Here is a 21,826-nt window from a genome sequence, read left to right as displayed (position 1 = left end):
GAGGTTCAGCAACGGCCGCGCTCCGGCGAGCACCTGATCGTCAACGGCTGACCCCTGACCCTCCGGCCGCAAGCCCGTTAAAGTGTGTCTGCGCCACGCGCTGGCGCATTGGCTACAACTTCATCCCTGCGTCTCCCGGCCAGGATTAACGGTTCAGGAACGGGATGCTCTAACTGGACACGGTACTAGCGTTTCGACGGTTGAATATATTCCACCGTCACCCCGTCATCATCGCGTGTATAGACGACGCGGCCACCAGCATTGGGGCCGTGGTGGAGGTCCTGGGGCTGGTTCAGGGGCTTGAAGCCGAAGGGTGCGGCGGCGGCAAGCGCGGCATCGATGTCATCCACGTCATAGGCAACATGGGCGAAGCCCGTATCGCAGGGGCGGCTCTCGACCCGCTTGCGGTCCGCCGGGCCCTTGTACTGGATCAGCTCGAGCCGGTGACCGGGGCCCTGAATGTAGGCGGCCTCGATATCGGCGCCTGGCACACCGACTACCTTCTCGATTAATGCCGGGTCACGGCCGCCGCGATGGACCAGACTAAAGCCGAGTGCCTCGGTGAAAAACGCCACCGACCGATCGAGGTCCGAAACCGTAAAACTGGTGTGGTTGGTCGCGAGAATCGCGAAGCTGGCCATGCTGTCCTCCCATATCTGCGATGGTGTCGATAATGTATTTTAAGGTGATATTCCCCAGGGATCGACATCTTTACTCCCTCGGAGTTGCGAGCCATGCTGAGCTATATTTGCGGCGTGAGAGACGTACCCTAATCAGCCCCTATGGCCGCAGCGTTCACTATCTCTCGTGACAAGTCAGCCGAGTTTTAAATTGCATGTAGCGCGTATGCACGAGGCCGAGCGTCAATTGCCATTTAGGTGCGAGTCCCACCCGGACCAATCTGCCGCTATTATGGCGCCCCTCGGGATCCGGAGGCGTGAGATGGGCATTCTGCAAAGCCATATTGATACCAAGGCGGAAGACTACGTCGCAAACCGCGAGCGCATGCTGGCACTGATCACTGAGTTTCGCTCGGCGGAAGCAAAGGTGCGGGCGTATTCTGAGCGCGGCCGGGTTCGTTTCGAAAAGCGAGGCAAGATGATGCCGCGCGACCGTGTCTCCATGCTGCTCGATCGCGGCCGGCCTTTCGTCGAGCTCTCGTCGCTGGCCGGGCTCGGTCTCGACGACGACGACGGCGACGCCACTGCGGCCGGTGGCGGGTTGGTCATCGGCATCGGCTTCGTGTCGGACCTGCGCGTCCTCGTCATTGCCCACGATAGCGCCATCAAGGGTGGCGCCATGACGCCATACGGCCTAGACAAGGCGCTGCGGGCTCAGGAGATAGCGATCCGCAACAAGTTGCCGCTGGTAACCCTTGCCGAGAGTGCCGGTGCCGACCTGCTCTACCAGTCGCGCCTTTTCGTGCGTGGTGGGCGCACCTTCGCCAACCAGGCGCGGCTATCGGCGGCGGGCATTCCCCAGGTCACCGTAGTGCACGGCTCGTCGACTGCGGGTGGTGCCTATTTGCCAGGGCTTTCCGATTACGTGGTGCTGGTGCGTGGGCACTCAAAGATCTTTCTTGCTGGTCCGCCGCTGCTCAAGGCAGCGACGGGTGAGGTCGCCGACGACGAGACGCTGGGCGGGGCGGAGATGCATGCGGCGGTCAGTGGCACCGGCGAATATCTGGCCGAGGACGACGCTGACGGCATCCGCATAGGCCGTGACATCCTCGCCATGCTGGCCCGGCGCTGGGAGCCGTTAGTGCCGCGCGCAGTGGCTCCCGCGCCGCTATACGACGCGGAAGAGTTACTCGGCCTGGTGCCGACCGACTACCGGCAGCCCTATGACGCACGCGAGGTCATCGCGCGGCTGGTTGATAGCTCCAATTTTCTGGACTTCAAGCCCGACTACGGCGCTGTCACACTTTGCGGTCACGCTGCGATCGAAGGCCATGGGGTCGGCCTGATTGCCAATAACGGACCCATCGATACTGACGGCGCCACCAAGGCGGCGCAGTTCATCCAGTTGTGCTGCCAATCGGCTACGCCAATCGTCTATCTGCAGAACACTACCGGCTACATGGTTGGTGCCGAGGCCGAGGCGCGCGGTATCGTCAAGCACGGCTCGAAGATGATCCAGGCGGTGGCTAACGCCACTGTGCCGCAGCTCACGCTGATCATTGGCGCCTCGTTCGGAGCCGGCAATTACGGTATGTGCGGTCGCTCCTACGACCCGCGCTTTCTCTTCGCCTGGCCCAACAGCCGCATCGCCGTAATGGGTGGCGAACAGGCTGCGGGCGTCATGACCATCATCGCCGAAGACCGCGCGCGGCGCGAGGGTAAGGCGCTGGATTCAAAGACCTTGGCAAAGCGAGAGCAGGCCATCGTCGCCCAGTTCGACCGCGAATCTACCGCGCTATACGCTACCGCTCACGTCTGGGACGACGGCATCATCGACCCCCGCGACAGCCGCCGGCTACTGGGGTTCTTGTTGGCTACCTGCGCCGAGGCTGATGTCAGGACGCTGAGACCCAGCAGCTTCGGCGTGGCGAGGATGTAGGCGCGCAGGCGACGAGAACATGAGTTGCCCCCAGGGCAGTTGCTTACCTGTAAAGTAGGCTAATTTTGTGGTATTCACGAGATTCCAGGCATTCATCCAGCGTTCTCCACGACCTACAGAAATAGATCGATCAGCGTTATCTGCCTTATCTCGGATGCGTCAACTCCATCTCAAACAACCGAAATGAGCTTTTGGCGGCTAACGCATCTGCTTCGGCGATCAGTGTCGTGGCCGGACCGGCCTGATCGAAACTGGCGAGTAGAGAATCATAGATGCGCCGGTCGTAGTAGTCGTCGGGATGGACCTCCAGCCAGAAGCGCACACGGTCGTATCCCTTCCACGGGACGGAGAGGGTCGCGGATTGATTGGGCAGCAACCGGGTGTCAGAACTCTCGATCCACCGCCCACCCGAATACGCCACCACTCTCTGAATGACGTACGATGCTGCCGTGTTGCCAACCGGCTGTCCCGCCGCATCTAGCGCGACGCCCTGCAAAATCACCTTCGGCGTCACGTAGCTGGGAAAGGCATGGCCGACACCGGTATTGGCGATGGAAAAGCGCGCCGCTTCAACCTCCGCGGCAAAGGTTGCCGTCAAACCGTCACGCACCATTTCCGGATCGTGAATGCCGCGCCACTCGTGACGGCGGCTAGGCATGTGGCAAGTCTGGCAGGTCTGGCCTGCGGCCGCTTGCGGGCTTGCCTGCCATTCGACGAAAGTATTTTCCAGCGGTTTGCCGTTGACGGCCATGGACAATGGGAACTGATGGCAAGTGCTACAGAAAGACGATTCTTCGAAATCAGTGGTTCGTGTCACACCGCCGTGTGGCATTTCATCATTCGACGGTCCCGTTAACCCCGTGTCCCGTTGTGGCGGCCCAAACCGCTGGTGTCGGCGCACATGGCAGCCGGCGCAACTGTTGCCGGAGGCGGCCAGTCCTTGGGCGTCCGTCAGGTGGCCAACGCCCTTGGCTCTGGCCTGCTCGAAGGCCTGTTTCTGCTCAGCTAGTGGCGCGTGGCAGTCCATGCATCTTGCCGTACCTGCGGCATCGAAGGTGAGGAGTTGGCCAACCAGCCCGGGGGAAAATGCCTTAGCATGAAGCGAGGTGCGCCACTCGTCAGCTTGGCGCATATGGCATTCACCGCAGGCCCCCGGCGCAAGGGAGCGCTCGATCTCAATCCACGCCTGCGGCGCCTCGCCCTGCTTGGCAAGCGGGCGATCCCAATATCCAGAAGGAAGGCTGGCGACCGGCGTATCCTCGCCTCGAGCATTTTGCGCTTGGCCGGCTAGGCCTAGTAATGTGAGGACGAGCATCACTGCCGCGAGTGCAGAAGACGGCCATCGCCGACGCCGCATCACGATTTCCTTCCCGTACACGGACCGTTCGCATCATGGTTCATAAGGAAAATACGGATAAATTAAAATTATAATAATCATAAGAAACAAAGGTCAAAGTAACAAGAATCTCAGCCGTGTAGTTTAGAAATTTTCTCACATTTCTAATTAGCATATGGAAAACTCACATCTTTGCGAAATGGGATGACTACTAAGAAACTTGAGCACAGAGTAAAAGTCTGTTTGAAAAGGGGATCAATGGTCGGCCCTACAAAGGAGAAGGCTTCCCATGGCAACATGGATCATAGCCTCGGAAACATCGCGTCGTTGCTCGTAATAGCGCAGGGGCCGCCACCATCGCCTCATTCAGCCGAAGTTCCGCTCTAGCATCTAGCGCAGCGGAGCGTTGCTAGCATCCATATAGCCAACTTGAATCACACCGTAGACCAAGTGCGAATCACATCTCAAACGGACAGTGGGATACTGTGATGACGGGTGAAATGCGGGTCACGTGCCACAAAACTTCAATGGCTCTGCTTTCACAGTCAAAGCGCTCAAAAACCCTAGGGAGGGCAAGTACAAATGGAGTCGAACAAGATATCGCCTGCAAGACGAATTGCCGCATGTATGGTCTTCGCGGCAATCGTTCTCGGAACCGCTAGCTTTGAAGAGTCTCCCGCCTTGGCTACGAACCCGTGTGCGGCAAATCCGTGTGCGGCAAATCCGTGTGGGGCGGCGAACCCGTGTACGGCAAATCCGTGTGGGGCTGCCAACCCGTGTGCGGCGCAACCTGCAGTCGTGCTCTCCAACACCGCGGCGGCCGACACCTACGATCGCATCGCCAAGCAGTTGCATGCCGGCTACGTCAAATCCGGCGATCCCGTCGCCGCAGTTTACTTCAATTGGCAGCGATATAACATGGCTCCCTATATATCTGAGACCCATGGCAGGCGCTACGTAAACAATTATGCCAACACTGCGGCCTCCGCCTATGCCGGATTCGAGGAGGCAGGTGTCATGCCGCAAGGCTCCGTGCTGGCCAAGGACAGTTTTAGGGTGGTGCCGACGAACCCGTGCGCGACGGAAAATCCATGCGTAGCTAATCCGTGTGCCACTAATCCATGCTCCGCCGGGACCGGTTCTGACTTGCAGTCTGGGCCATTATTTATAATGGAGAAAATGGTTACTGGTTTTAATCTAGCCACCGGAGACTGGCGCTACACCATGATCATGCCCGACGGCTCAATCTTTGGTACGACGGACGGTCCTGGTTCAGCCAAGATGCAGTTCTGCGCCGATTGCCACGGCGCCGTCGGTGACAAACAGGACCACCTGTATTTCTTGCCTGAGGAATATCGGTGAGAAAGTGCGAACCTTGAAACCATCTGACGGGGCACGGCAAGCGACCTTCGAACCAGGCCGCTTGCTTCGCTTGGCCATTATTTGTTCCTTTCTGATATTGGTGGCGCCACAGGTAGGCGAAGCGGAAAAACTTTCTAGTAGTGGATGGGGTTCATTCATCGTCACCACCCCACCGGTGGTGGCACCGGATACACTATTCTACGATTCTGCCGGCGCGCAGCGCCGAATTTCTGAGTTTCGTGGCCGCGTGGTCCTTGTCAACTTGTGGGCGACCTGGTGTGCCGCCTGCATTGTCGAAATGCCGGAATTGGACCGCCTACAATCGATGATAGGAGTTGATCGTCTGGCGGTTCTGGCAATTTCACAGGAGTCCGGATCGGCCCAGGCAATTGCGGATTTTTACGCCGCACGCAACATCGGTGCGCTGAAAATCTACATTGATCATGAACAGGAACTTGGCCGCGCGTTGGGGCAAACTTTGTTGCCAACTAGTGTGTTGATAGATCCGAACGGTGTGGAGGTAGGTCGTCTGGTCGGCGCCTATGCCTGGTCATCCCCGAAGTCAGTGGAACGCATTGTGCGACTGTTAGCACACCATCGATCAGTAGAAAATCCATGATCACGCCCTGGCCGTCAACGCAATGCTGCGTCTCTTCCAAGTTGCCATCAATGTGAGCCCCTTGCGGGCGTCTTCTCAGCTATCGATTTCGAAACGTAGTCCATGAACGGACTCAGGACGGAGCGGACTGGGACCTGTATGATCGCCGGCTTGCCGGCGGTCAGAGCGGCGCCAACTGCCGCGCCGATCTCTTCCACCGTCTCCGCCCGCGCACCAGTGCCGCCGAGGGCTATCGCGAGGCTGGGCCAATCGCGCGCTGGCAGATCCATCTCGTACTCCGCGCCGTAGGCTTCGCGTTGCGGCAAGGCGACCGCCGTCCACTTTTCGTCGTCGAGGACCACGACCACGACCGGACGGTCGTAGCGCGCCGCCGTATCCAGTTCCGCCACATGGTAGCCGATCCCACCGTCGCCCACGAAGACCACAACCGGGCGCTCTGGTTCCGCAAACTTAGCACCGATGGCGTAGGGAATCTCGGCACCGAGAGCGCCCGCCTGGCCGGCGCGCAGGTAACGCCGGGCTGCTCTGACCCGGATGCGGACATCAGCCCAGAAGTCAACGTTTCCGTGTGAGGTGACAATAAGGCTGTCCTCCGGCAGTGCCGCCAATACCGCGTCGACCGCCACCACGGGATGGATTGGTGGAACGGTTGCATCGTCACCCGCTTGAGCTTCGCGCTCATCCCGCCAGGAAGCGACGGTGGTGTCGACCCAGCTTCGGTCGACAGGACCAGGCGCTAGCCCTTTCATGAACGCAACCGTCGCCGAGGGTGTCGCGACGATGTTGAGCGTGGCGCGCCGATTGCGGCCAATCGAGGCGGGATCGAAAGAGCACTGCACGACCTTGGCATCTTGCGCGACGCTTTCACCGTAGCCGAGCTCGGCCTCGAAGTGATGTCCAAGCAAGATCACAAGGTCGGCCTCGGCGAGCGCTGTCCTGAGCGTCCGGTTGGCCGGCGTGTAGCCCGGGCCGACCCACAAAGGATGACGCTCGTCAACCGCGCCGCGCCCCAGGCGCGCGGTCACGAATGGCAGGTGCAGGTGTTCGATGACTTCTTGTAGCCCGGCCGGCGGATCCCAATGGGTATCGTCGCCCACGATCAGTAGAGGCTGCACCGCTTTGGAAAGAGCTTGCGCGAGAGCCGCGCTGGTGGAGGCGTCCAAACCCGGCCGTGGTATTCGGTGATCCGGTCGCGGGCCGCGCTCGGCCTCGGCTGCAAGCACGTCGACCGGAATTTCGAGGAATACCGGACCGGGCCGGCCAGCCCAGATGTGGCGCCAAGCCGCCTCGACGTATTCGGGTATGCGCTCGGTCGAGTGAACCCGCGCCGACCACTTGGTCACCGATGCCATGATCGGCAGGTGATCGGCGGCTAGAACGGCACCGCGGTCGAAGACCGGCGTTGGCACTTGTCCGCCGATGATCAGCAAGGGCGTCCCGGCGCGTTTGGCCACAAAGGCCGGTGTCACGGTATTGGTGACCCCGGCGCCCACGGTCACCGCCGCAACGCCCGGCACGCCGGTTTGGCGCCCGACCGCTTCGGCCATGAACGCCGCAGCTGCCTCGTGGCGGGTGTGCACAAGGCACATGCCGTGGGTGGCCGCAGCGGAGTAGATCGAGTTGATGACCCCACCGGAGACAGAGAAGATCTGCCGGACTCCGAGATGCTTGAGCGCTTCGACCAGAAGGTCGCCGCCTTCATAGCGATTGGTCATTTTGCCAATTTTACAGGGTGGCCGCCCGTTTGTCAGGTATGGGTCTGAGCACCATAAATGTCAGCTCGGGATCAGGCTCCGAGGGCATTTATGCCGCGCGCTTTGTGCGAGCCTGCTCGGCGCTCAGTGGCTAGGGCGAGTTGAGCGATACTGCCATCTTCGCCAAGCTTGAAGCTACCGCCGGGAGAGTCGATATGGATGCCGCCATCATGGCCGTGGCTGTCGCGAAAATCGACGTCTTAGCGCCCTAATAAGACTACTTTGTGACAGTCGTCACTCCTGCATCACGCCGTTCAGCATAGCTTCTGGTTGGTCAAGACAACACGGCACCGCACGGGGCGGTACCAGAACGTAGAGAGGAAAATACCATGCGTAGAGAGGAGAATACCATGCGTATCGTCACCACTTCGAGCAAGTTCGCCAAGGCCTTTAAGGTTTTGGTCGTTGCGGGTACGATTGTTTCGCTCGGCGCTTGCGTGCAGGGCAAAGGCGACAAAGAAGTTGGGGGCACCCTCTTGGGTGCGGCAGCTGGCGGCCTGCTCGGTTCGCAAATCGGTAGCGGTACTGGCCAGCTAGTAGCCGTCGGCGCCGGTGTGCTGCTCGGCGGCCTGCTCGGCAGCGAGATCGGCCGCTCATTGGACAAGGCGGACCAGGCCTATGCTGCTCAGAGCCACCAGCAGACGATGGAGACCGCGCCGGTCGGCCAGACCAATAGCTGGGTCAATCCAGATTCTGGCAATCAGGGCAGCTACACGCCGGTCAAAACCTACCAGGCCAACAACGGCCAGTACTGCCGCGAGTTCCAGCAGACCATCACGGTCGGCGGACAGACCGAGTCTGCGTATGGCACCGCCTGCCGTCAGCCGGACGGGGTCTGGCAGATCGCCAGCAATTGAGCGGTCGCGTTAGCGCCACACGCGACAAGCCTCCCCGGCACGTATAGCCGGGGAGGCTTTTGCATGCTTCAGGACCTGCGCCATGAGCGAGCTTTATCAAGTTCTCGGGGTAGAGCACGGCGCATCCCAGGAAGATATCAAGGCGGCCTATCGGCGCCGGGCGAAGCAGCTTCACCCCGACCGCCATCCTGACGACAGCGCCATCGAGGAACGCTTCAAACAGGTCTCGGCAGCCTATGCCATCCTCTCCGACCCGGCCATGCGCAAACGCTACGACCGCGGCGAGATCAATGCGTCCGGCCAGGAGCAGCAACAATACCAATACCAGCGGGGCGGTGGTGCCGGCGGCGGGTTCGAGGGCTTTGCCGGCGGCTTTAACGTCGAGGATATCCTCGGCGATCTGTTCGGCGGCGCCGGCGGATTCCGGCCCGGACGACGCGGCGGCAAAGGTGCCGATGAGAAATATAGCATCCATATCAGCTTCGCCGAAGCGGCCCGCGGCGGCAAGCAGCGTTTGACCATGGCGGGTGGTCGCTCCTTCGATGTTGCTATTCCCGAAGGCATGACCGACGGCCAGACGATTCGTCTGAAAGGCCAGGGCCAGAAGGGCCAGACCAGCGCTGGTGATGTCTTGATTCAGGTGGAGATTGAGCCGCACCCAAAATTTACCCGCGACGGCGAGCACGTGCGTATGGATCTTGGAATCACGCTCGGCGAGGCTGTACTCGGCGCCAAGATTGACGTGCCCACCCTCGACGGTACGGTCGCCATGCACGTCCCGGCCAGCGCCAATACCGGCGACACGCTGCGCCTGCGCGGCAAGGGTATTTCCGTCAGTGGCGGCAAGCGTGGGGACCAACTCGTACGCCTCAAGATAATGCTACCGCGCGAGCCCGACACGGAGCTTACCAAGCTGGTCGAAGCGTGGTCGCGCAACCACTCCTATACGGTGCGCTGAGCACGAACCATTGCCCAGTTGCGCCGTCCCCGCTACCGTGCCTCATAATGGATAGGGAGACTACGATGGCCGCCAGGCGGCTTTTGGCCACAAGCATGATCACGACGTTGCTGTGCACACCGTCGGCCGCAGCGCAGCAGAACAAGGAGACCAATACGGTTTCGACCTCGGCCGCTGCAGTCGAAGCGACACCGACGGCGCGCGTAGAGAGCGCTTACGAGGCGGGTGATCCCGGTGACTACCGTCTCGGCGTCGAGCCGCTCGCCGATCCTCGTCTGGCCCCGCCGGTACTGACTATCGGAGGCGAGTCGTTGGCTGTGGCCGAGGTCGAGCCCGTGGCAACCACCATCGAGCCGCCGCGGGCATCAGACCCCGCACTCGCGGCACCGCCGGCGGCCAGCGGTGAACTCGGCTTCTCCTTCACCGACTGGTTCGGACGCACGCCTTAGGCGCTGCACCGTGTGGGTTTTCTGCTGCCGTACCATGTTGTAGGCTGCGTATGCGCCATTGGGGACCCAGTGAGATTCAGCAACAACATCTGGTCGGACCAACCATGACCGTCCCGACACCGCATATCGCGGAAACTCGAACCGGCCTACTCGCTGCCCGTAAGGGCCTAGTGATGGGCGTGGCCAACGACCGCTCACTGGCTTGGGGAATTGCCCGCGCGGCCAATGCCCATGGGGCGGAACTCGCCTTTACCTATCAGGGCGAAACCTTGGAGAAGCGGGTGCAACCGCTGGCCGAATCGGTCGGCTCGTCACTGGTCTTACCCTGCGACGTGACGGATGAGAGCAGCGTCGAAACCACCTTCGCCGCGGTTGCCGACCAGTGGGGTGGTCTCGACTTCGTGATCCACGCCATCGCCTATTCCGACAAGGAAGAGCTCAAGGGGCAGTATCTCGATACCTCACGGGAGAACTTCCTCAATACCTTAGATATCTCCTGCTATTCGTTCACCGCCATCTGCCGGCGCGCCAGCGCACTGCTGAACGAAGGCGGCAGCCTGATCACGCTTACCTATGCCGGGGCCGAGCGGGTGGTGCCGCACTACAACGTCATGGGCGTAGCCAAGGCTGCGCTGGAAGCCAGCGTGCGCTATCTCGCGGTCGACCTCGGTGGCCGCGGCATCCGCGTCAATGCGATCTCGGCCGGCCCCATCAAGACACTCGCCGCTAGCGGCATCGGCGACTTCCGTTATATTCTCAAGTGGAATGAGTACAATGCCCCACTCAAGCGCAATGTCACCATCGACGATGTCGGCGGCGCCGCGCTGTTTCTGCTCAGCGATCTTGGTTCAGGCGTCACCGGCGAGGTGTTGCATGTCGATTCCGGCTATCATGTGGTCGGCATGAAGGCCGTGGATGCGCCCGACATCTCGATCGTCTAACAACAGTTATGCCAGGCAATAGTTTCGGTAAAAGCTTCCGCTTCACCACCTGGGGCGAAAGCCACGGTTTTGCCATTGGCTGCGTCATCGATGGCGTGCCGCCGCGATTGCCGCTCTCGGAGGCAAACATCCAGTACTATCTGGACCGCCGCCGCCCGGGCCAGTCGCGCCACACCAGCCAGCGCCGCGAGCCGGATAAAATACGCATCGTCTCCGGTGTCTTCGAAGGCCAGACCACGGGCACGCCATTGGCGCTCGTTATCGAGAACGTGGACCAGCGTAGCCGAGATTACGGCAACACCGCCGAGCAGTTCCGCCCAGCCCATGCGGATTTCACCTACTGGCGCAAATACGGTATCCGCGACTATCGCGGCGGCGGCCGGGCCAGTGCCCGCGAGACCGCCATGCGTGTCGCCGCCGGCGCTGTTGCCCGCAAGGTGCTAGGCGAGCGTATCCGTATCCGCGGTGCACTCATCGAGATGGGTGGTGAAGCCATCCATCGTGATCGCTGGGACTGGGACGAGATAGAACGCAATCCGTTCTGGTGTCCCGACGCCAAGATGGCAACGGTTTGGGAGGGTACACTCAACGCCTTGCGCAAAGACGGAAACTCCACTGGCGCGGTGATAGAGGTAGTCGCCGAAGGCGTACCCGCTGGCCTCGGTGAACCGGTCTACGACAAGCTCGATGCCGACCTTGCCAAGGCGATGATGAGCATCAACGCAGTAAAGGGCGTCGAGATCGGTAAAGGCTTCGCCGCGGCAGTGCAGAACGGCGTCGACAGTGCCGACGAAATACGCGCTGGCCAGGGCGCACATGCCCCAAAATTTCTCTCCAATAATGCCGGCGGCGTGCTCGGCGGTATCTCCAGCGGCCAGGATGTGGTAGTGCGCTTTGCGGTTAAGCCGACGAGCTCTATCACAATTCCCCGTCGTAGCATTGATGTGTCCGGCAATGAGATTGACATACTCACCAAGGGCCGCCACGACCCTTGCGTTGGTATCCGCGCCGTGCCCGTCGGCGAAGCTATGATGGCCTGCGTGCTCGCAGACCACCTGCTGCGAAATCGCGCCCAGACTGGCCAGGTGCCGTGAGCATAGAGACGCGCCGTATCCCGCTGGCGACGCAGTTACAGCCCTGGTTAAAGGCGAGAAAGTTCAACCGACGGCTCAAAGCGACATCGATCACGCCTTCTAGATTCGGTGTCAAATAGGCACGCGTGGCAAGTATCAGCCCCACATTGTCTCTCGCTCAAGTCCCCTATTTGGACGTGGCGTCAATGCCCTCGGGCTCGCCCACTACGACCACCGCGAAGCCATCGGGGTCTAACAGCTCGGCAGCGAGCGCCGCGATGTCCTCTCTGGTCACCGCCTCGATAAGGCCGTTACGGCGGTCCAGATAGTCGATGCCAAGCTTGGCGACCTGCATGCCCACAAGTATGGACGCGATCTCGCCGTTACTATCGAGCCTGAGCGGGAACGAACCCGTGAGATAGGTCTTGGCGTCAGCCAGTTCTTCCTCGCTGACTCCCTCATCGTGCAGGCGGGTCACTTCGTCCCGGACCACACTCAGAGTTTCCGAGACACGCGCATTCTGTGTCGCCGTGCCAATCATGAAGGAGGCGGCGTGATCTAACGGCACGAGATAGCTGAAAATTCCGTAAGCCAGCCCACGCTTTTCGCGCACTTCCATGTTCAGTCGGCTTGAGAAACCGCCGCCGCCGAATATGTGATTCATGACATAGGCGGTATAGTAGCGTGGGTCGGTGCGCTTGAGCCCGACCTGTCCCATCAGCAGTGCGCTTTGCGGCTGCGGCAATCGCTCCACAAGTACCATACCACCGGCCCCGGGAGAGGTTTCGGGAATATCGCCGGGTCGCGCCTCTCCCGGCAAATCCGCGAAAACGAGGTCAAGCATGCGCCCCAAATCTTGCGCGCTGATGTCACCCGCAACACCAATTATCAAAGCATCGCGCCCGAATCTATCACGGACGAAGGCAAGTAAATCGTCGCGGGTTATGGCCTCGACACCGGCAATAGTGCCACCCGGCGGGCGGGCATAGGGATGACCGGCGAAGGCCGTGACATACCATTGTTGTCGCGCCACCTCGTTGCCATCTCTGGCCGCACGCTCAAGCCCGGCAACGACTTGTGCGCGCACCCGCTCGAGCGCATCCAAATCGAAGCGCGGCTCGTTTAGAGCCATAGCCAACAGGTGATAGGCAACGTCACCGGTTTCGGTAAGGGTGGCGAGGCTGCCGCCGAACTCGTCAATGCCGGCCTTAAAGCCCATGCGCACAGCGCTGTCGTCAAGGGCCTTCTGGAAGGCGAGTGCATCCATCTCGCCGGCACCCTCGTTGAGCAGACCCGAGGCCAGCTCGGCGAGACCTTCCTTGCCGTCGGGATCGAGCGCGCTGCCGCCACGAAAAACGAAGCGTAGGCTGACGATGGGTACAGTATGCTCCTCGACCAGCCAGGCTTCGATGCCACCAGGGCTAACCACGCGCTGGACCTCCACCGCGGCGGCGGGACGCTGCACCACGAGCATAAGGGCGAGCGCAGCCAGGAGAATACGTGGCATCACGAGCCTTGCCTCTCGCCGCTTGGCAGCAATGCGCCCGTGACGGAGGCCTCGGGCCGCAGCACCGCCCGCGCCGCTTTGAGCACATCTTCTGAGGTTACCGCTTCCACCGCGTCAGACCAGTTCTCAACCTGCTCCACGGTAAGCCCCACGGTCAGCGCCACGCCGAAGATGCGCGCCAAAGACGACAGGCTATCGCGCGAGTAGACCGCAAGCGAGCGAATGCCAAACTTGGCCCGCGTTAGCTCCTCCTCGCCGACACCATCTTGCAACAGGTGATCGAGTTCCGCGTCGAATGCCGCCTCGACAGCTTCCATGGTCACACCGAGTGCGGGGCGCGCATAGACACCGAAGCGTGAGCGATCAAGCGTGGTGCCCTGGTAATAGGCGCCGGCATTGTTGGCGAGCTGCTGCTCCACCACCAGCGATTGGTACAGGCGGCTGGTAGTGCTGCCGCCAAGCACCTCCGAGAGCACGTCGAGTGCTACGGCAATTCCGTCTGGGTCATCGTGATAGCTGGGGCTAAGATAGCTGCGCATCCATTCTGGCACCGCCACCCGCTCATCCTTCATCACTAAGCGCCTCGCGGCGCGCTGCGGGGGTTCCGAGGGACGTACACGCTCTGCGACAGGTCGCGCGGGAACGCGGCCATAGGTGTACTCGGCCAACGGCCGCAATGCCTCGACCGTAACATCGCCGGCAACGATCAGAATAGCGTTACCGGGTGCGTAATGGCGCCGATAGAAAGCCAGCGCGTCCTCTCTGGTAAAGGCGTGGATCTCGTGCTCCCAGCCGATGACCGGCATGCCATAGGGATGGGAAAGGAATTGCGCCGCGGCCATCTGCTCGCCAAACTGGGCGTTGGCGCGATTGTCCGTGCGCATGCGCCGCTCCTCCAACACCACGTTGCGCTCGGTCTCGAAGTCGGTGTCCTCGAAGACCAAGTTGACCATGCGGTCGGCCTCCATCTCCATCACCACCGCCAGGCGGTCGACGGCAATATTTTGAAAATAGCCGGTGTAGTCGTGATTGGTGAAGGCATTATCGTTGCCACCGTTGCGTGCAACGACACGTGAGAAGTCACCATCAGGCACGCTTGGCGTGCCTTTGAACATCATGTGTTCAAGCATATGCGCAATGCCGGAGACGCGCGGTGGCTCGTCAGCAGCGCCGATCTTGTACCAAATCGCATGGTGCACCACGGGTGCGCGATGATTGGCGATCACCACCACCTGCATGCCATTGTCGAGGAAGAAGGTCTCGGCACCGAAGGTCTTGCCCGGCGCGGCCTCTGCCATCGGTGTCAGGCCGAAGACCAACACAAGACAGGCCGCAACGAGCCGCGTCCACATCATCTGATCTCAGCGCCTTGCCAGCGTGATCAGATCAGAACGAGCTCAGCAGGCCTTCGAGCGGCGCCTGCTCGCGGCGCATGATGACCGGCGTGTCACCATAGGTCGGGGCCCGACCCGCCGCCGCATTCTCCCGCAGACGCTGGGCCTCGGCAACCGGGTCCAGCGCCAAGCCTTCCTTCTCGTCCTGCTGCCAAATCATCAGTTCGTTTACCCATCCCTCATCGTCAGCGGCAAGCACGGAGTTTTCGCGGTTGATAAGGTGCCGGATTCCGGAATCGGCCTCGTTGGCACCGGCCATGTTGAGTAACGCCAGTTCACCCGGGCTGCGTGGCGGCGGTGCACCGCCGACCGATGTGTGCTCAGCATTAGGGCCGAGAATGATTTTCTCTGCCTGGCGGCGCACATCCTGCTCCTGCGGACGCGGGGCGCCGGGAGTCGGCGGGCGTAGGTGATAGTCGGGCGGCAAGGCGAGCGGCTGCGCCTCGACAACCTGGTACTCGTCAGGTACTTGACGACCAACGCCGAACTGCTCCTTGATGCTGTCCCCGCAGCCGCCAAGTACCACCAACGCCATAGCCGCCACGGACATGAAACGCGCAGTTCTGAGATACTTTGTCATGATCCTGACAGCTTACCGTTACCGAGCCGCGGGATCAAACTTGTCGCCAGCAGGCCGATCACTCCTAGAGTGATAGCGGAATCGGCAACATTGAAGGCGGGCCAATGCTCGCCAAGAGCGTGAAAGTCGAGGAAGTCGAAGACCCAGCCGAGACGCACGCGGTCTATGACGTTGCCGATGGCGCCACCCACGGCGAGCCCCAGCGAGACCGCCACCAAGCGCGACTCGGCCCGCGCCATCCATATGCAGAGACCTGCCGCGATGGCGAGCGCGATGGTGGCAATTAACCACACCGGAACCGATTGGAAGAGGCCGAAGCTGACGCCCGTATTCTGCACGTGCACCAAGTTGAAGAATCCAGTCACCGCGATGAACATACCGGGCTCGGGCAAGACACCAAGCGTGACTAGTTTCGATATCTGATCGAGCACAGCGACGACAAAGGCGAACGCTAAGCCGAGCGTCAGATAGGCCCGCCTCCAACTCATGCTGCGACTGCGACCACCGCGTCGCAACGCCCGCACAGCCCAGTCTCAAACGAGACCTCGTGAAGCTGGCGCCAACAACGCTCACACTTATCGCCGTCAGCCGCCCCAACCACGACTGCAATACCGGGCTCCTCTGCCATGGTGAAGACATCGGCCGGTGCAGCATCCGTGGTCACCGTGATCTGCGAGGTGATGGCAAGCTCGGCAAGATCGACGTCCGCCAGTAAAACCGCATCGACCTCGCCGACATGCACGACGGGATGGGCTTGCAGGCTGGACCCGATGCGCTTCTCGCGGCGCTCGACCTCAAGCGCGCCGGTGACCACACGGCGGATCGCGCGCAGGCGCCGCCAACGCTCGGCCAGCGCGTCGTCGCGCCAAGCCTCAGGCGTCTCCGGGAAAGTACGCAGATGGACACTGTCGTCATCGGACGGATAGCGAGATAACCATGCCTCCTCCGCCGTGAATGCGCACGCCGGAGCAAGCCAGGTCACCAGATGCTCAAAGACGATGTCGAGCACCGTGCGCGCGGCCCGGCGCCGAACATTGCCAATGCCGTCGCAATAGAGTGAGTCCTTGCGAACGTCGAAATAGAAGGCCGATAGCTCGTTACCGCAGAAGGTGTGAAGCGCCGCGTAAAAGCGGTGGAACTCGTAATCCTTGAAGGCCTCTACGCGCAGCGCGTCGAGCTCCACCAGCCGGTGCAGCACCCAGCGCTCCAACTCCGGCATGTCGGCCGGCGCGGCACGCTCGCTCTCCTCAAAGCCGGCGAGATTACCGAGCAGGTAGCGTAGCGTATTGCGCAAACGGCGATAAGAATCGACTAGACCCTTGATTATCTCAGGCCCGATACGCAGATCGTCGGTGTAGACGCTGAGCACCGACCAGAGCCTCAGAATATCGGCGCCATTGTCGGCAATGAGCTGCTGCGGCGCCACCACGTTGCCGAGCGACTTCGACATCTTGCGGCCATCCGCGTCGAGCACGAAGCCGTGGGTCAGCACCGCGTTATAAGGCGCGCGGCCACGGGTGCCGCAGGATTCAAGAAGCGAGGAATGAAACCAGCCACGGTGCTGGTCCGAGCCTTCGAGATAGAGGTCGGCCGGCCAGCGTTGAGTCTCGTCACAGTCGAGTACGAAACTATGGGTTGAGCCTGAATCGAACCAAACGTCGAGAATGTCGTTCACCATCTCGTAGTCTGCCGGGTCGCGATCGGGGCCCAGGAACTGGGCGGGATCGGCAGTGAACCAAACGTCAGCGCCCGCTTCTTCCACCGCCGCCGCGACACGCTTGATGACCTCGCCGTCGCGCAGGGGCTCGCCCGTCTCCTTGTGCACGAAGACCGTAATCGGCACGCCCCATTCACGCTGGCGCGAGACGCACCAGTCGGGCCGCGTCTCAATCATCGCGCGGATACGGTTCTGGCCTATCGCCGGCACCCAGTGCGTCTCGTCGATCGCGGCTAGCGCCACCTCGCGCAAGTTGTTGGTCTCCATGCTGATGAACCACTGCGGCGTGTTGCGGAAGATCACCGGCTTCTTGGAGCGCCAGCTATGGGGATAGGAGTGGAGGTAGGATTCCACGCCGAGCAAGGTTCCATAGTCGGCCAGCGTGGCGATGATCTCCGGATTAACCTTGTAGACATGCTTGCCGGCGAACAGCGGCACGCTGTCGAGAAAGCAACCGTCATCGTCCACCGTCGATGGGGCGGGAATGTCATGCACTCGGCCAAGTTCGTAATCGTCGGCGCCGTGGCCGGGGGCGATATGGACAAAACCAGAGCCCTGATCTATAGCAACGAAGTCAGCCGGCAGAAGCGGCACGTCGAAGGTATAGTGGTCGCCCGCCAGCGGATGGCGTGCCCGCGTGCCGGCGAGCGCATGGCCGGCGAAAACGTCCTTGCGCTGGAGGTACAGTTTTGCCTTCTCAGCCACCGCGCTCTCCAGCGCCGTGGCCAGCACGATGCGATCGCCGGGCTTAGCCTGGGCACCGTCTTGCGCCTCCACTACCTCGTAGACGGCGTATTCCACATCTTCACCATAGGCAATGGCCCGGTTGCCGGGCATAGTCCAAGGCGTCGTCGTCCAGATCACAATATCGGCACCGGCGATCGCGGGCATGCCAACCTCGGTCACGGGAAAGCGCACGAAGATTGCCGGCGAAGTGACATCGTGATACTCGACCTCGGCCTCGGCCAGCGCGGTTTTCTCGACCGGCGACCACATTACCGGCTTAGCGCCCTTGTACAGCCCACCATTAAGCAGAAACTTACCGAGTTCGCGCACGATCTGCGCCTCGGCCTTGTAAGACATAGTGAGGTAGCGGCGCCCCCAGTCGGCGAGTACGCCGAGGCGAATGAACTCCTCCATCTGGGTGCCAATCCACTTCTCGGCATAGGCGCGACATTCGCGGCGGAACTGCTGGACCGGTACCTCGTCCTTGCTCTTGCCCTGTTTGCGGTAGTCTTGCTCGATTTGCCACTCGATGGGTAGGCCATGACAGTCCCAGCCTGGGATGTAGTGGGAATCGAGGCCGCTCATCTGGCGCGTGCGATTGACCACGTCCTTGAGAATCTTGTTAAGCGCTGTCCCCATGTGTATCGGCCCGTTCGCATAGGGCGGGCCATCATGCAGGATGAACTTCTCGCGTCCGCGCGCGCTTTCCCGCAGCTTGGCCCAGAGTTTGACGCGTTGCCAGCGTGCCAGTATATCGGGCTCACGCTTGGGCAGGCTGGCTTTCATGGGAAAGTCGGTGCGCGGCAAAAACAAGGTGCTTTTGTAGTTCCGGGTCACGGTATCCTCACGGATTGAAAGCGGTGCGGCCCTTGTCGGGCGGCGGCGCCGAACCCGCCAACATGAAGCGCGCGTTATAGCAGTCCTCGTCCATGTGGCGCACCAGATCGTCGACATCGTCGAATTTTTCTTCGGGCCGGATCCAGTTAACGAAGGCGACGCGCAGATATTTGCCGTAAAGATCCCCCTGGTAATCGAAGACGTGCACTTCCAGCAACACGGTCTTACCGCCGAAAGTGGGGCGCACACCGCAGCTTGCCACGGCGGGATGCCAATGCGTCTCGCTGCCCTCGACGATGCCGGCCCAGACAGCATAAATGCCGAAGGCGGGCTCGACATGCTCGTCAAGGCGGAGGTTAGCGGTCGGGTAGCCGAGGTTCCGTCCGCGCGCATCGCCGCGCCCTACCCGCGCCTCAACCTCCCAGAGGTGGCCGAGCACCGCCGCCGCCAACCGCGGCTCGCCGCGCTGCAGATATTGCCGCACGCGGGTCGAGGAATAGACTTCGCCTGCATTGCCGATGGCGGCAACGCTGGTGACGCCAAAGCCTTGCGCTGCACCGGCGTCTTCCAGCAACTGGTGGTCGCCCATGCGGTGGCGGCCAAAACGGTAGTCGTGGCCGATGGTTACGTGCTTGACGCCAAGTCCATCGACCAGCACGTCGTCCACGAAAGCCTCGACGCTCATCTCGGCAAAAGCGCGCGTAAAACGCATACAGAAGAACCAGTCGACACCGCATTCGCGTAAACGCCGGGTCTTAGCGCGAAAAGGAGTCAGGCGCGAAGGCGCGCTGTCGGCGCGCAACACCGTCGCCGGGTGGGGCTCAAACGACATCACACCGAGCGGCAGGCCCTCGTCGCGCGCCACGTTGGCGGCGCGGCCAATAACGCCGCGATGGCCCAAGTGAACGCCGTCGAAATTCCCGAGCGCGACCGCTGCGCCGCGCGCCGCCGGCGGAACTCGCCCATATTGTCGGCAAATCCGCATGGCCCGCGCGCTTTACCGCAAATGCGAAGTCTGGGCAAGCGGGTGTGACGAATACATTGGGAGTTAATTAGGTTTCGCTTCGGGTGCCTTAAATCGATGGTAAGCGGGTGGCGCATACGAAATGAAAGCATCTTATGCGGCCCGGCTTGGCACCATGACGACGGCTTCGCCGTCGATCACCACTTTCGGGCCGACGCTGCAGGTTGTCTCCAAACGGGCAAAACATTTATCAGCGTCGAGGCTAGTGATCGTAGCGCGTGCCACCACCGTGTCGCCGGCACGCACCGGCGCGCAGAAGCGGCAGTTCTGGCTGACGTAAATGACGCCGGGGCCGGGCAGCTTCGTGCCGAGCACTGTCGAGATCAGAGAAGCCGAGAGCATACCGTGTGCGATGGGGCCGCGGAAGCGCGTACGCGAGGCGTATTCGCGGTCGAGATGCACAGGATTGGTATCGCCAGAAATGCCGCAGAACAGCACTATGTCGCTTTCCGTTATGGTGCGGCTGTAGAGATTGCTCATACCGACCGCGAGATCTTCAAAATAGTGACCATCGAGTTCGCGATCGTGTGTCACCTCAGTCTCGGTTTCTGTCTCGGTCGTCATCGTGGTTTCCCCTAAATGCACCGCACCATTATTTATTGCGACGCAGTATATAGGGGCAGAGAAAATGATCTAGTTGTGTTCGATATTCAGTCAGATCTCATCGGCCTTGGCGATATGGCCGAGAATGTCCTTTTCCCAGCGTGCCTGGACGTTAGAATTGAGGTTCAGATAGTGCCAGCCATCGGCGATGTGCCGCGCTTGCGGGTCGATATCGGGCTTTAAACCTTTGCTGACACCATAGGCGCAGTAAGCGCCATAGGCTGGGGCTTATCCCACCGGATCGGCGACAAACAAATCGTGGTTCTCGGCGCTGGTAAAACCCCAGGAGGCGCCTTCCCACTCATGCTCGTATCGGGCCCTTCGATGGCATTGCCCTGCCAGGTCGGGTTGACGTGGTTGTCGGCTGCGACGGGCGGGGCGATACCGACGGCGAGCAGCGCCGTGGCCAATAGGATGTGCAGCTTGGAGGACATCTCCCCACTCCCGGAATAGGTTGCCATTTTTGCGAACCTAAGATGCGCCTCCGCCTTGCACAAGGCCTTCTCGCAAGGACGTGTTTGGCCTTTGACTGGCCATTCCGCGGGCCCTAATCTTTGGCGTCTATCGGAAAAGGAAGCCGCCTGTGACCATGGATATTGCCGACGAAGCGCGTCTCTCCGGCGGCGCACTCGAAAAGCTGTTACGTGCCGGCCACTTCGTTGTGACCTCGGAAACAACGCCGCCACTCTCGGCCGATCCGGCGACGTTGCTGGCCAACGTCGCACCGCTGCGCGGCGTAGCGGATGCCGTTAACGTCACCGACGGCGCTGGTGCACGCTCGCATATGTCAAGCCTCGCGGCCGCCGCGCTGTTGGCGCGCGAGGGCATCGAGCCCGTGCTGCAGCTCACGCTGCGCGACCGCAACCGCCTGGCTTTGCAGAACGATCTGCTGGGCGCGGCAGCGCTCGGCGTTGCCAACGTCATGTGCCTGCATGGCGACGATGTCGCTGGCGGCGACCAGCCAGATGCCAAGATGGTGCACGACCTCGACAGCGCGGGCCTGATCGCGCTGGCCTGCTCCATGCGCGACGAAGGCCGGTTGCCATCGGGGCGCGAGATTGCCTTGCCGCCGGCGCTGGTGGTGGGGGCTGCGGACACCCCCAGCGAACCCGGACCGGATTGGTCGCCGGTCGCGCTTGAGCGCAAGCTCGCAGCCGGGGCGAGCTTCTTCCAGACCCAGTTCTGCTTCGATGCGGACATGCTGCGCCGCTATATGGCGCGGCTCGCAGACGAAGGCATAACCGAGCGCGCCTGGTTCCTCATCGGCATCGGCGCCTTACGCTCGGCCAAGAGCGCACGCTGGATGACCGACAATCTGTTCGGCGTGCACATCCCCGAGACCACCATTGCGCGCCTAGATGACGCAAGCGATCCGCGCGAGGAAGGTCTCGCCATCTGCGTCGAGCTGCTGGAAGCGCTGCCCGATATCCCCGGTGTCTCGGGCGCCCATGTCATGGGCCCTGGCGCCGAAGCCGCCGCCGCCGAAGCCATCCGCGACGCCGGCATCCGCGAGCGTCGCGCGGCTTAGCC

19 protein-coding genes and 1 pseudogene are annotated in these 21,826 nt (G+C 61.5%); 9 read left to right on the top strand and 11 right to left on the bottom strand.

What is annotated here, in order from left to right; all coding sequences use genetic code 11:
• Positions 1–185 precede the first annotated feature (185 nt).
• Positions 186–641 (bottom strand): VOC family protein, encoded by a 456-nt coding sequence (locus tag QF629_03720; GenBank protein ID MDP6012645.1) that lies wholly within the window; start codon positions 639–641, stop codon positions 186–188.
• Between the two features lie 301 nt (positions 642–942).
• Here QF629_03720 and QF629_03715 point away from each other — a divergent pair, with 301 nt between their 5' ends.
• The gene (locus QF629_03715; protein ID MDP6012644.1) at positions 943–2,559 is read left to right on the top strand and encodes a carboxyl transferase domain-containing protein; all 1,617 of its coding nucleotides are present in this window, start codon (positions 943–945) and stop codon (positions 2,557–2,559) included.
• A 145-nt stretch (positions 2,560–2,704) separates the two neighbouring features.
• On the opposite strand, the gene QF629_03710 is transcribed toward QF629_03715, so the two are convergent.
• Both QF629_03710 and QF629_03705 read right to left on the bottom strand, forming a co-directional pair.
• Positions 2,705–3,916, bottom strand: a complete 1,212-nt coding sequence (locus tag QF629_03710; protein MDP6012643.1) for a multiheme c-type cytochrome — start codon at positions 3,914–3,916, stop codon at positions 2,705–2,707.
• Positions 3,917–4,150: 234 nt separating this feature from the next.
• Positions 4,151–4,297: pseudogene (locus QF629_03705) on the bottom strand (IS5/IS1182 family transposase).
• Positions 4,298–4,693: 396 nt separating this feature from the next.
• Between QF629_03705 and QF629_03700 the strand changes: the two are divergent.
• Positions 4,694–5,257 carry a hypothetical protein gene (locus tag QF629_03700; protein ID MDP6012642.1) on the top strand — a complete coding sequence of 188 codons (564 nt, stop codon included), beginning with the start codon at positions 4,694–4,696 and terminating at the stop codon, positions 5,255–5,257.
• Between the two features lie 13 nt (positions 5,258–5,270).
• Positions 5,271–5,876: a TlpA disulfide reductase family protein gene (locus tag QF629_03695; GenBank protein MDP6012641.1), complete on the top strand. Its 606-nt coding sequence runs from the start codon at positions 5,271–5,273 to the stop codon at positions 5,874–5,876.
• Between the two features lie 47 nt (positions 5,877–5,923).
• Here QF629_03695 and QF629_03690 read toward each other — a convergent pair whose 3' ends face one another.
• The gene (locus QF629_03690) at positions 5,924–7,591 is read right to left on the bottom strand and encodes a thiamine pyrophosphate-binding protein (GenBank protein ID MDP6012640.1); all 1,668 of its coding nucleotides are present in this window, start codon (positions 7,589–7,591) and stop codon (positions 5,924–5,926) included.
• A gap of 368 nt (positions 7,592–7,959) precedes the next feature.
• Here QF629_03690 and QF629_03685 point away from each other — a divergent pair, with 368 nt between their 5' ends.
• The 5 genes from QF629_03685 (at position 7,960) to aroC (ending at position 11,929) form a co-directional block, all read left to right on the top strand.
• Complete coding sequence (locus tag QF629_03685) at positions 7,960–8,487, top strand: RT0821/Lpp0805 family surface protein (GenBank protein ID MDP6012639.1); 528 nt, start codon at positions 7,960–7,962, stop codon at positions 8,485–8,487.
• A gap of 82 nt (positions 8,488–8,569) precedes the next feature.
• Positions 8,570–9,445 (top strand): DnaJ C-terminal domain-containing protein, encoded by an 876-nt coding sequence (locus QF629_03680; GenBank protein MDP6012638.1) that lies wholly within the window; start codon positions 8,570–8,572, stop codon positions 9,443–9,445.
• A gap of 65 nt (positions 9,446–9,510) precedes the next feature.
• Positions 9,511–9,894 carry a hypothetical protein gene (locus QF629_03675; protein MDP6012637.1) on the top strand — a complete coding sequence of 128 codons (384 nt, stop codon included), beginning with the start codon at positions 9,511–9,513 and terminating at the stop codon, positions 9,892–9,894.
• 104 nt (positions 9,895–9,998) lie between these two features.
• Positions 9,999–10,835, top strand: coding sequence for an enoyl-ACP reductase FabI (fabI, locus tag QF629_03670; protein MDP6012636.1), 837 nt, complete (start codon positions 9,999–10,001; stop codon positions 10,833–10,835).
• An 8-nt stretch (positions 10,836–10,843) separates the two neighbouring features.
• On the top strand, positions 10,844–11,929 hold the full coding sequence (gene aroC, locus QF629_03665) for a chorismate synthase (protein ID MDP6012635.1): 1,086 nt from the start codon (positions 10,844–10,846) through the stop codon (positions 11,927–11,929).
• 166 nt (positions 11,930–12,095) lie between these two features.
• Here aroC and QF629_03660 read toward each other — a convergent pair whose 3' ends face one another.
• The 7 genes from QF629_03660 to QF629_03630 form a co-directional block, all read right to left on the bottom strand.
• On the bottom strand, positions 12,096–13,415 hold the full coding sequence (locus tag QF629_03660; protein ID MDP6012634.1) for a pitrilysin family protein: 1,320 nt from the start codon (positions 13,413–13,415) through the stop codon (positions 12,096–12,098).
• Complete coding sequence (locus QF629_03655) at positions 13,415–14,770, bottom strand: pitrilysin family protein (GenBank protein ID MDP6012633.1); 1,356 nt, start codon at positions 14,768–14,770, stop codon at positions 13,415–13,417. The genes QF629_03660 and QF629_03655 overlap by 1 nt, the downstream gene beginning before the upstream one ends.
• A gap of 31 nt (positions 14,771–14,801) precedes the next feature.
• Positions 14,802–15,389, bottom strand: coding sequence for a DUF3035 domain-containing protein (locus QF629_03650; GenBank protein MDP6012632.1), 588 nt, complete (start codon positions 15,387–15,389; stop codon positions 14,802–14,804).
• Positions 15,386–15,877 (bottom strand): signal peptidase II, encoded by a 492-nt coding sequence (gene lspA / locus QF629_03645; protein ID MDP6012631.1) that lies wholly within the window; start codon positions 15,875–15,877, stop codon positions 15,386–15,388. The genes QF629_03650 and lspA overlap by 4 nt, the downstream gene beginning before the upstream one ends.
• The gene (ileS, locus tag QF629_03640) at positions 15,874–18,669 is read right to left on the bottom strand and encodes an isoleucine--tRNA ligase (GenBank protein ID MDP6012630.1); all 2,796 of its coding nucleotides are present in this window, start codon (positions 18,667–18,669) and stop codon (positions 15,874–15,876) included. The genes lspA and ileS overlap by 4 nt, the downstream gene beginning before the upstream one ends.
• A 7-nt stretch (positions 18,670–18,676) precedes the next feature.
• Positions 18,677–19,654 (bottom strand): bifunctional riboflavin kinase/FAD synthetase, encoded by a 978-nt coding sequence (locus tag QF629_03635; protein MDP6012629.1) that lies wholly within the window; start codon positions 19,652–19,654, stop codon positions 18,677–18,679.
• Positions 19,655–19,786: 132 nt separating this feature from the next.
• A complete protein-coding gene (locus tag QF629_03630) occupies positions 19,787–20,257 on the bottom strand; it encodes a MaoC family dehydratase (GenBank protein ID MDP6012628.1) in 471 nt (156 codons plus the stop codon).
• Between the two features lie 628 nt (positions 20,258–20,885).
• Between QF629_03630 and QF629_03625 the strand changes: the two genes are divergently transcribed.
• On the top strand, positions 20,886–21,824 hold the full coding sequence (locus QF629_03625) for a methylenetetrahydrofolate reductase (protein ID MDP6012627.1): 939 nt from the start codon (positions 20,886–20,888) through the stop codon (positions 21,822–21,824).
• Positions 21,825–21,826 lie beyond the last annotated feature (2 nt).

This window comes from Alphaproteobacteria bacterium, from assembly GCA_030739735.1.
GTDB lineage: Bacteria > Pseudomonadota > Alphaproteobacteria > UBA7887 > UBA7887 > UBA7887.
This window is presented reverse-complemented; position numbering and strand designations above follow the sequence as displayed.

What these genes read in the sequence shown, in the direction of transcription:
- QF629_03720 (MDP6012645.1), bottom strand. Translation starts at nt 641, where the DNA reads ATGGCCAGCTTCGCGATTCTCGCGACCAACCACACCAGTTTTACGGTT.
- QF629_03715 (MDP6012644.1), top strand. Translation starts at nt 943, where the DNA reads ATGGGCATTCTGCAAAGCCATATTGATACCAAGGCGGAAGACTACGTC.
- QF629_03710 (MDP6012643.1), bottom strand. Translation starts at nt 3,916, where the DNA reads ATGCGGCGTCGGCGATGGCCGTCTTCTGCACTCGCGGCAGTGATGCTC.
- QF629_03690 (MDP6012640.1), bottom strand. Translation starts at nt 7,591, where the DNA reads ATGACCAATCGCTATGAAGGCGGCGACCTTCTGGTCGAAGCGCTCAAG.
- QF629_03685 (MDP6012639.1), top strand. Translation starts at nt 7,960, where the DNA reads ATGCGTAGAGAGGAGAATACCATGCGTATCGTCACCACTTCGAGCAAG.
- QF629_03680 (MDP6012638.1), top strand. Translation starts at nt 8,570, where the DNA reads ATGAGCGAGCTTTATCAAGTTCTCGGGGTAGAGCACGGCGCATCCCAG.
- QF629_03675 (MDP6012637.1), top strand. Translation starts at nt 9,511, where the DNA reads ATGGCCGCCAGGCGGCTTTTGGCCACAAGCATGATCACGACGTTGCTG.
- fabI (MDP6012636.1), top strand. Translation starts at nt 9,999, where the DNA reads ATGACCGTCCCGACACCGCATATCGCGGAAACTCGAACCGGCCTACTC.
- aroC (MDP6012635.1), top strand. Translation starts at nt 10,844, where the DNA reads ATGCCAGGCAATAGTTTCGGTAAAAGCTTCCGCTTCACCACCTGGGGC.
- QF629_03660 (MDP6012634.1), bottom strand. Translation starts at nt 13,415, where the DNA reads ATGCCACGTATTCTCCTGGCTGCGCTCGCCCTTATGCTCGTGGTGCAG.
- QF629_03655 (MDP6012633.1), bottom strand. Translation starts at nt 14,770, where the DNA reads ATGATGTGGACGCGGCTCGTTGCGGCCTGTCTTGTGTTGGTCTTCGGC.
- QF629_03650 (MDP6012632.1), bottom strand. Translation starts at nt 15,389, where the DNA reads ATGACAAAGTATCTCAGAACTGCGCGTTTCATGTCCGTGGCGGCTATG.
- lspA (MDP6012631.1), bottom strand. Translation starts at nt 15,877, where the DNA reads ATGAGTTGGAGGCGGGCCTATCTGACGCTCGGCTTAGCGTTCGCCTTT.
- QF629_03635 (MDP6012629.1), bottom strand. Translation starts at nt 19,654, where the DNA reads ATGCGGATTTGCCGACAATATGGGCGAGTTCCGCCGGCGGCGCGCGGC.
- QF629_03630 (MDP6012628.1), bottom strand. Translation starts at nt 20,257, where the DNA reads ATGACGACCGAGACAGAAACCGAGACTGAGGTGACACACGATCGCGAA.
- QF629_03625 (MDP6012627.1), top strand. Translation starts at nt 20,886, where the DNA reads ATGGATATTGCCGACGAAGCGCGTCTCTCCGGCGGCGCACTCGAAAAG.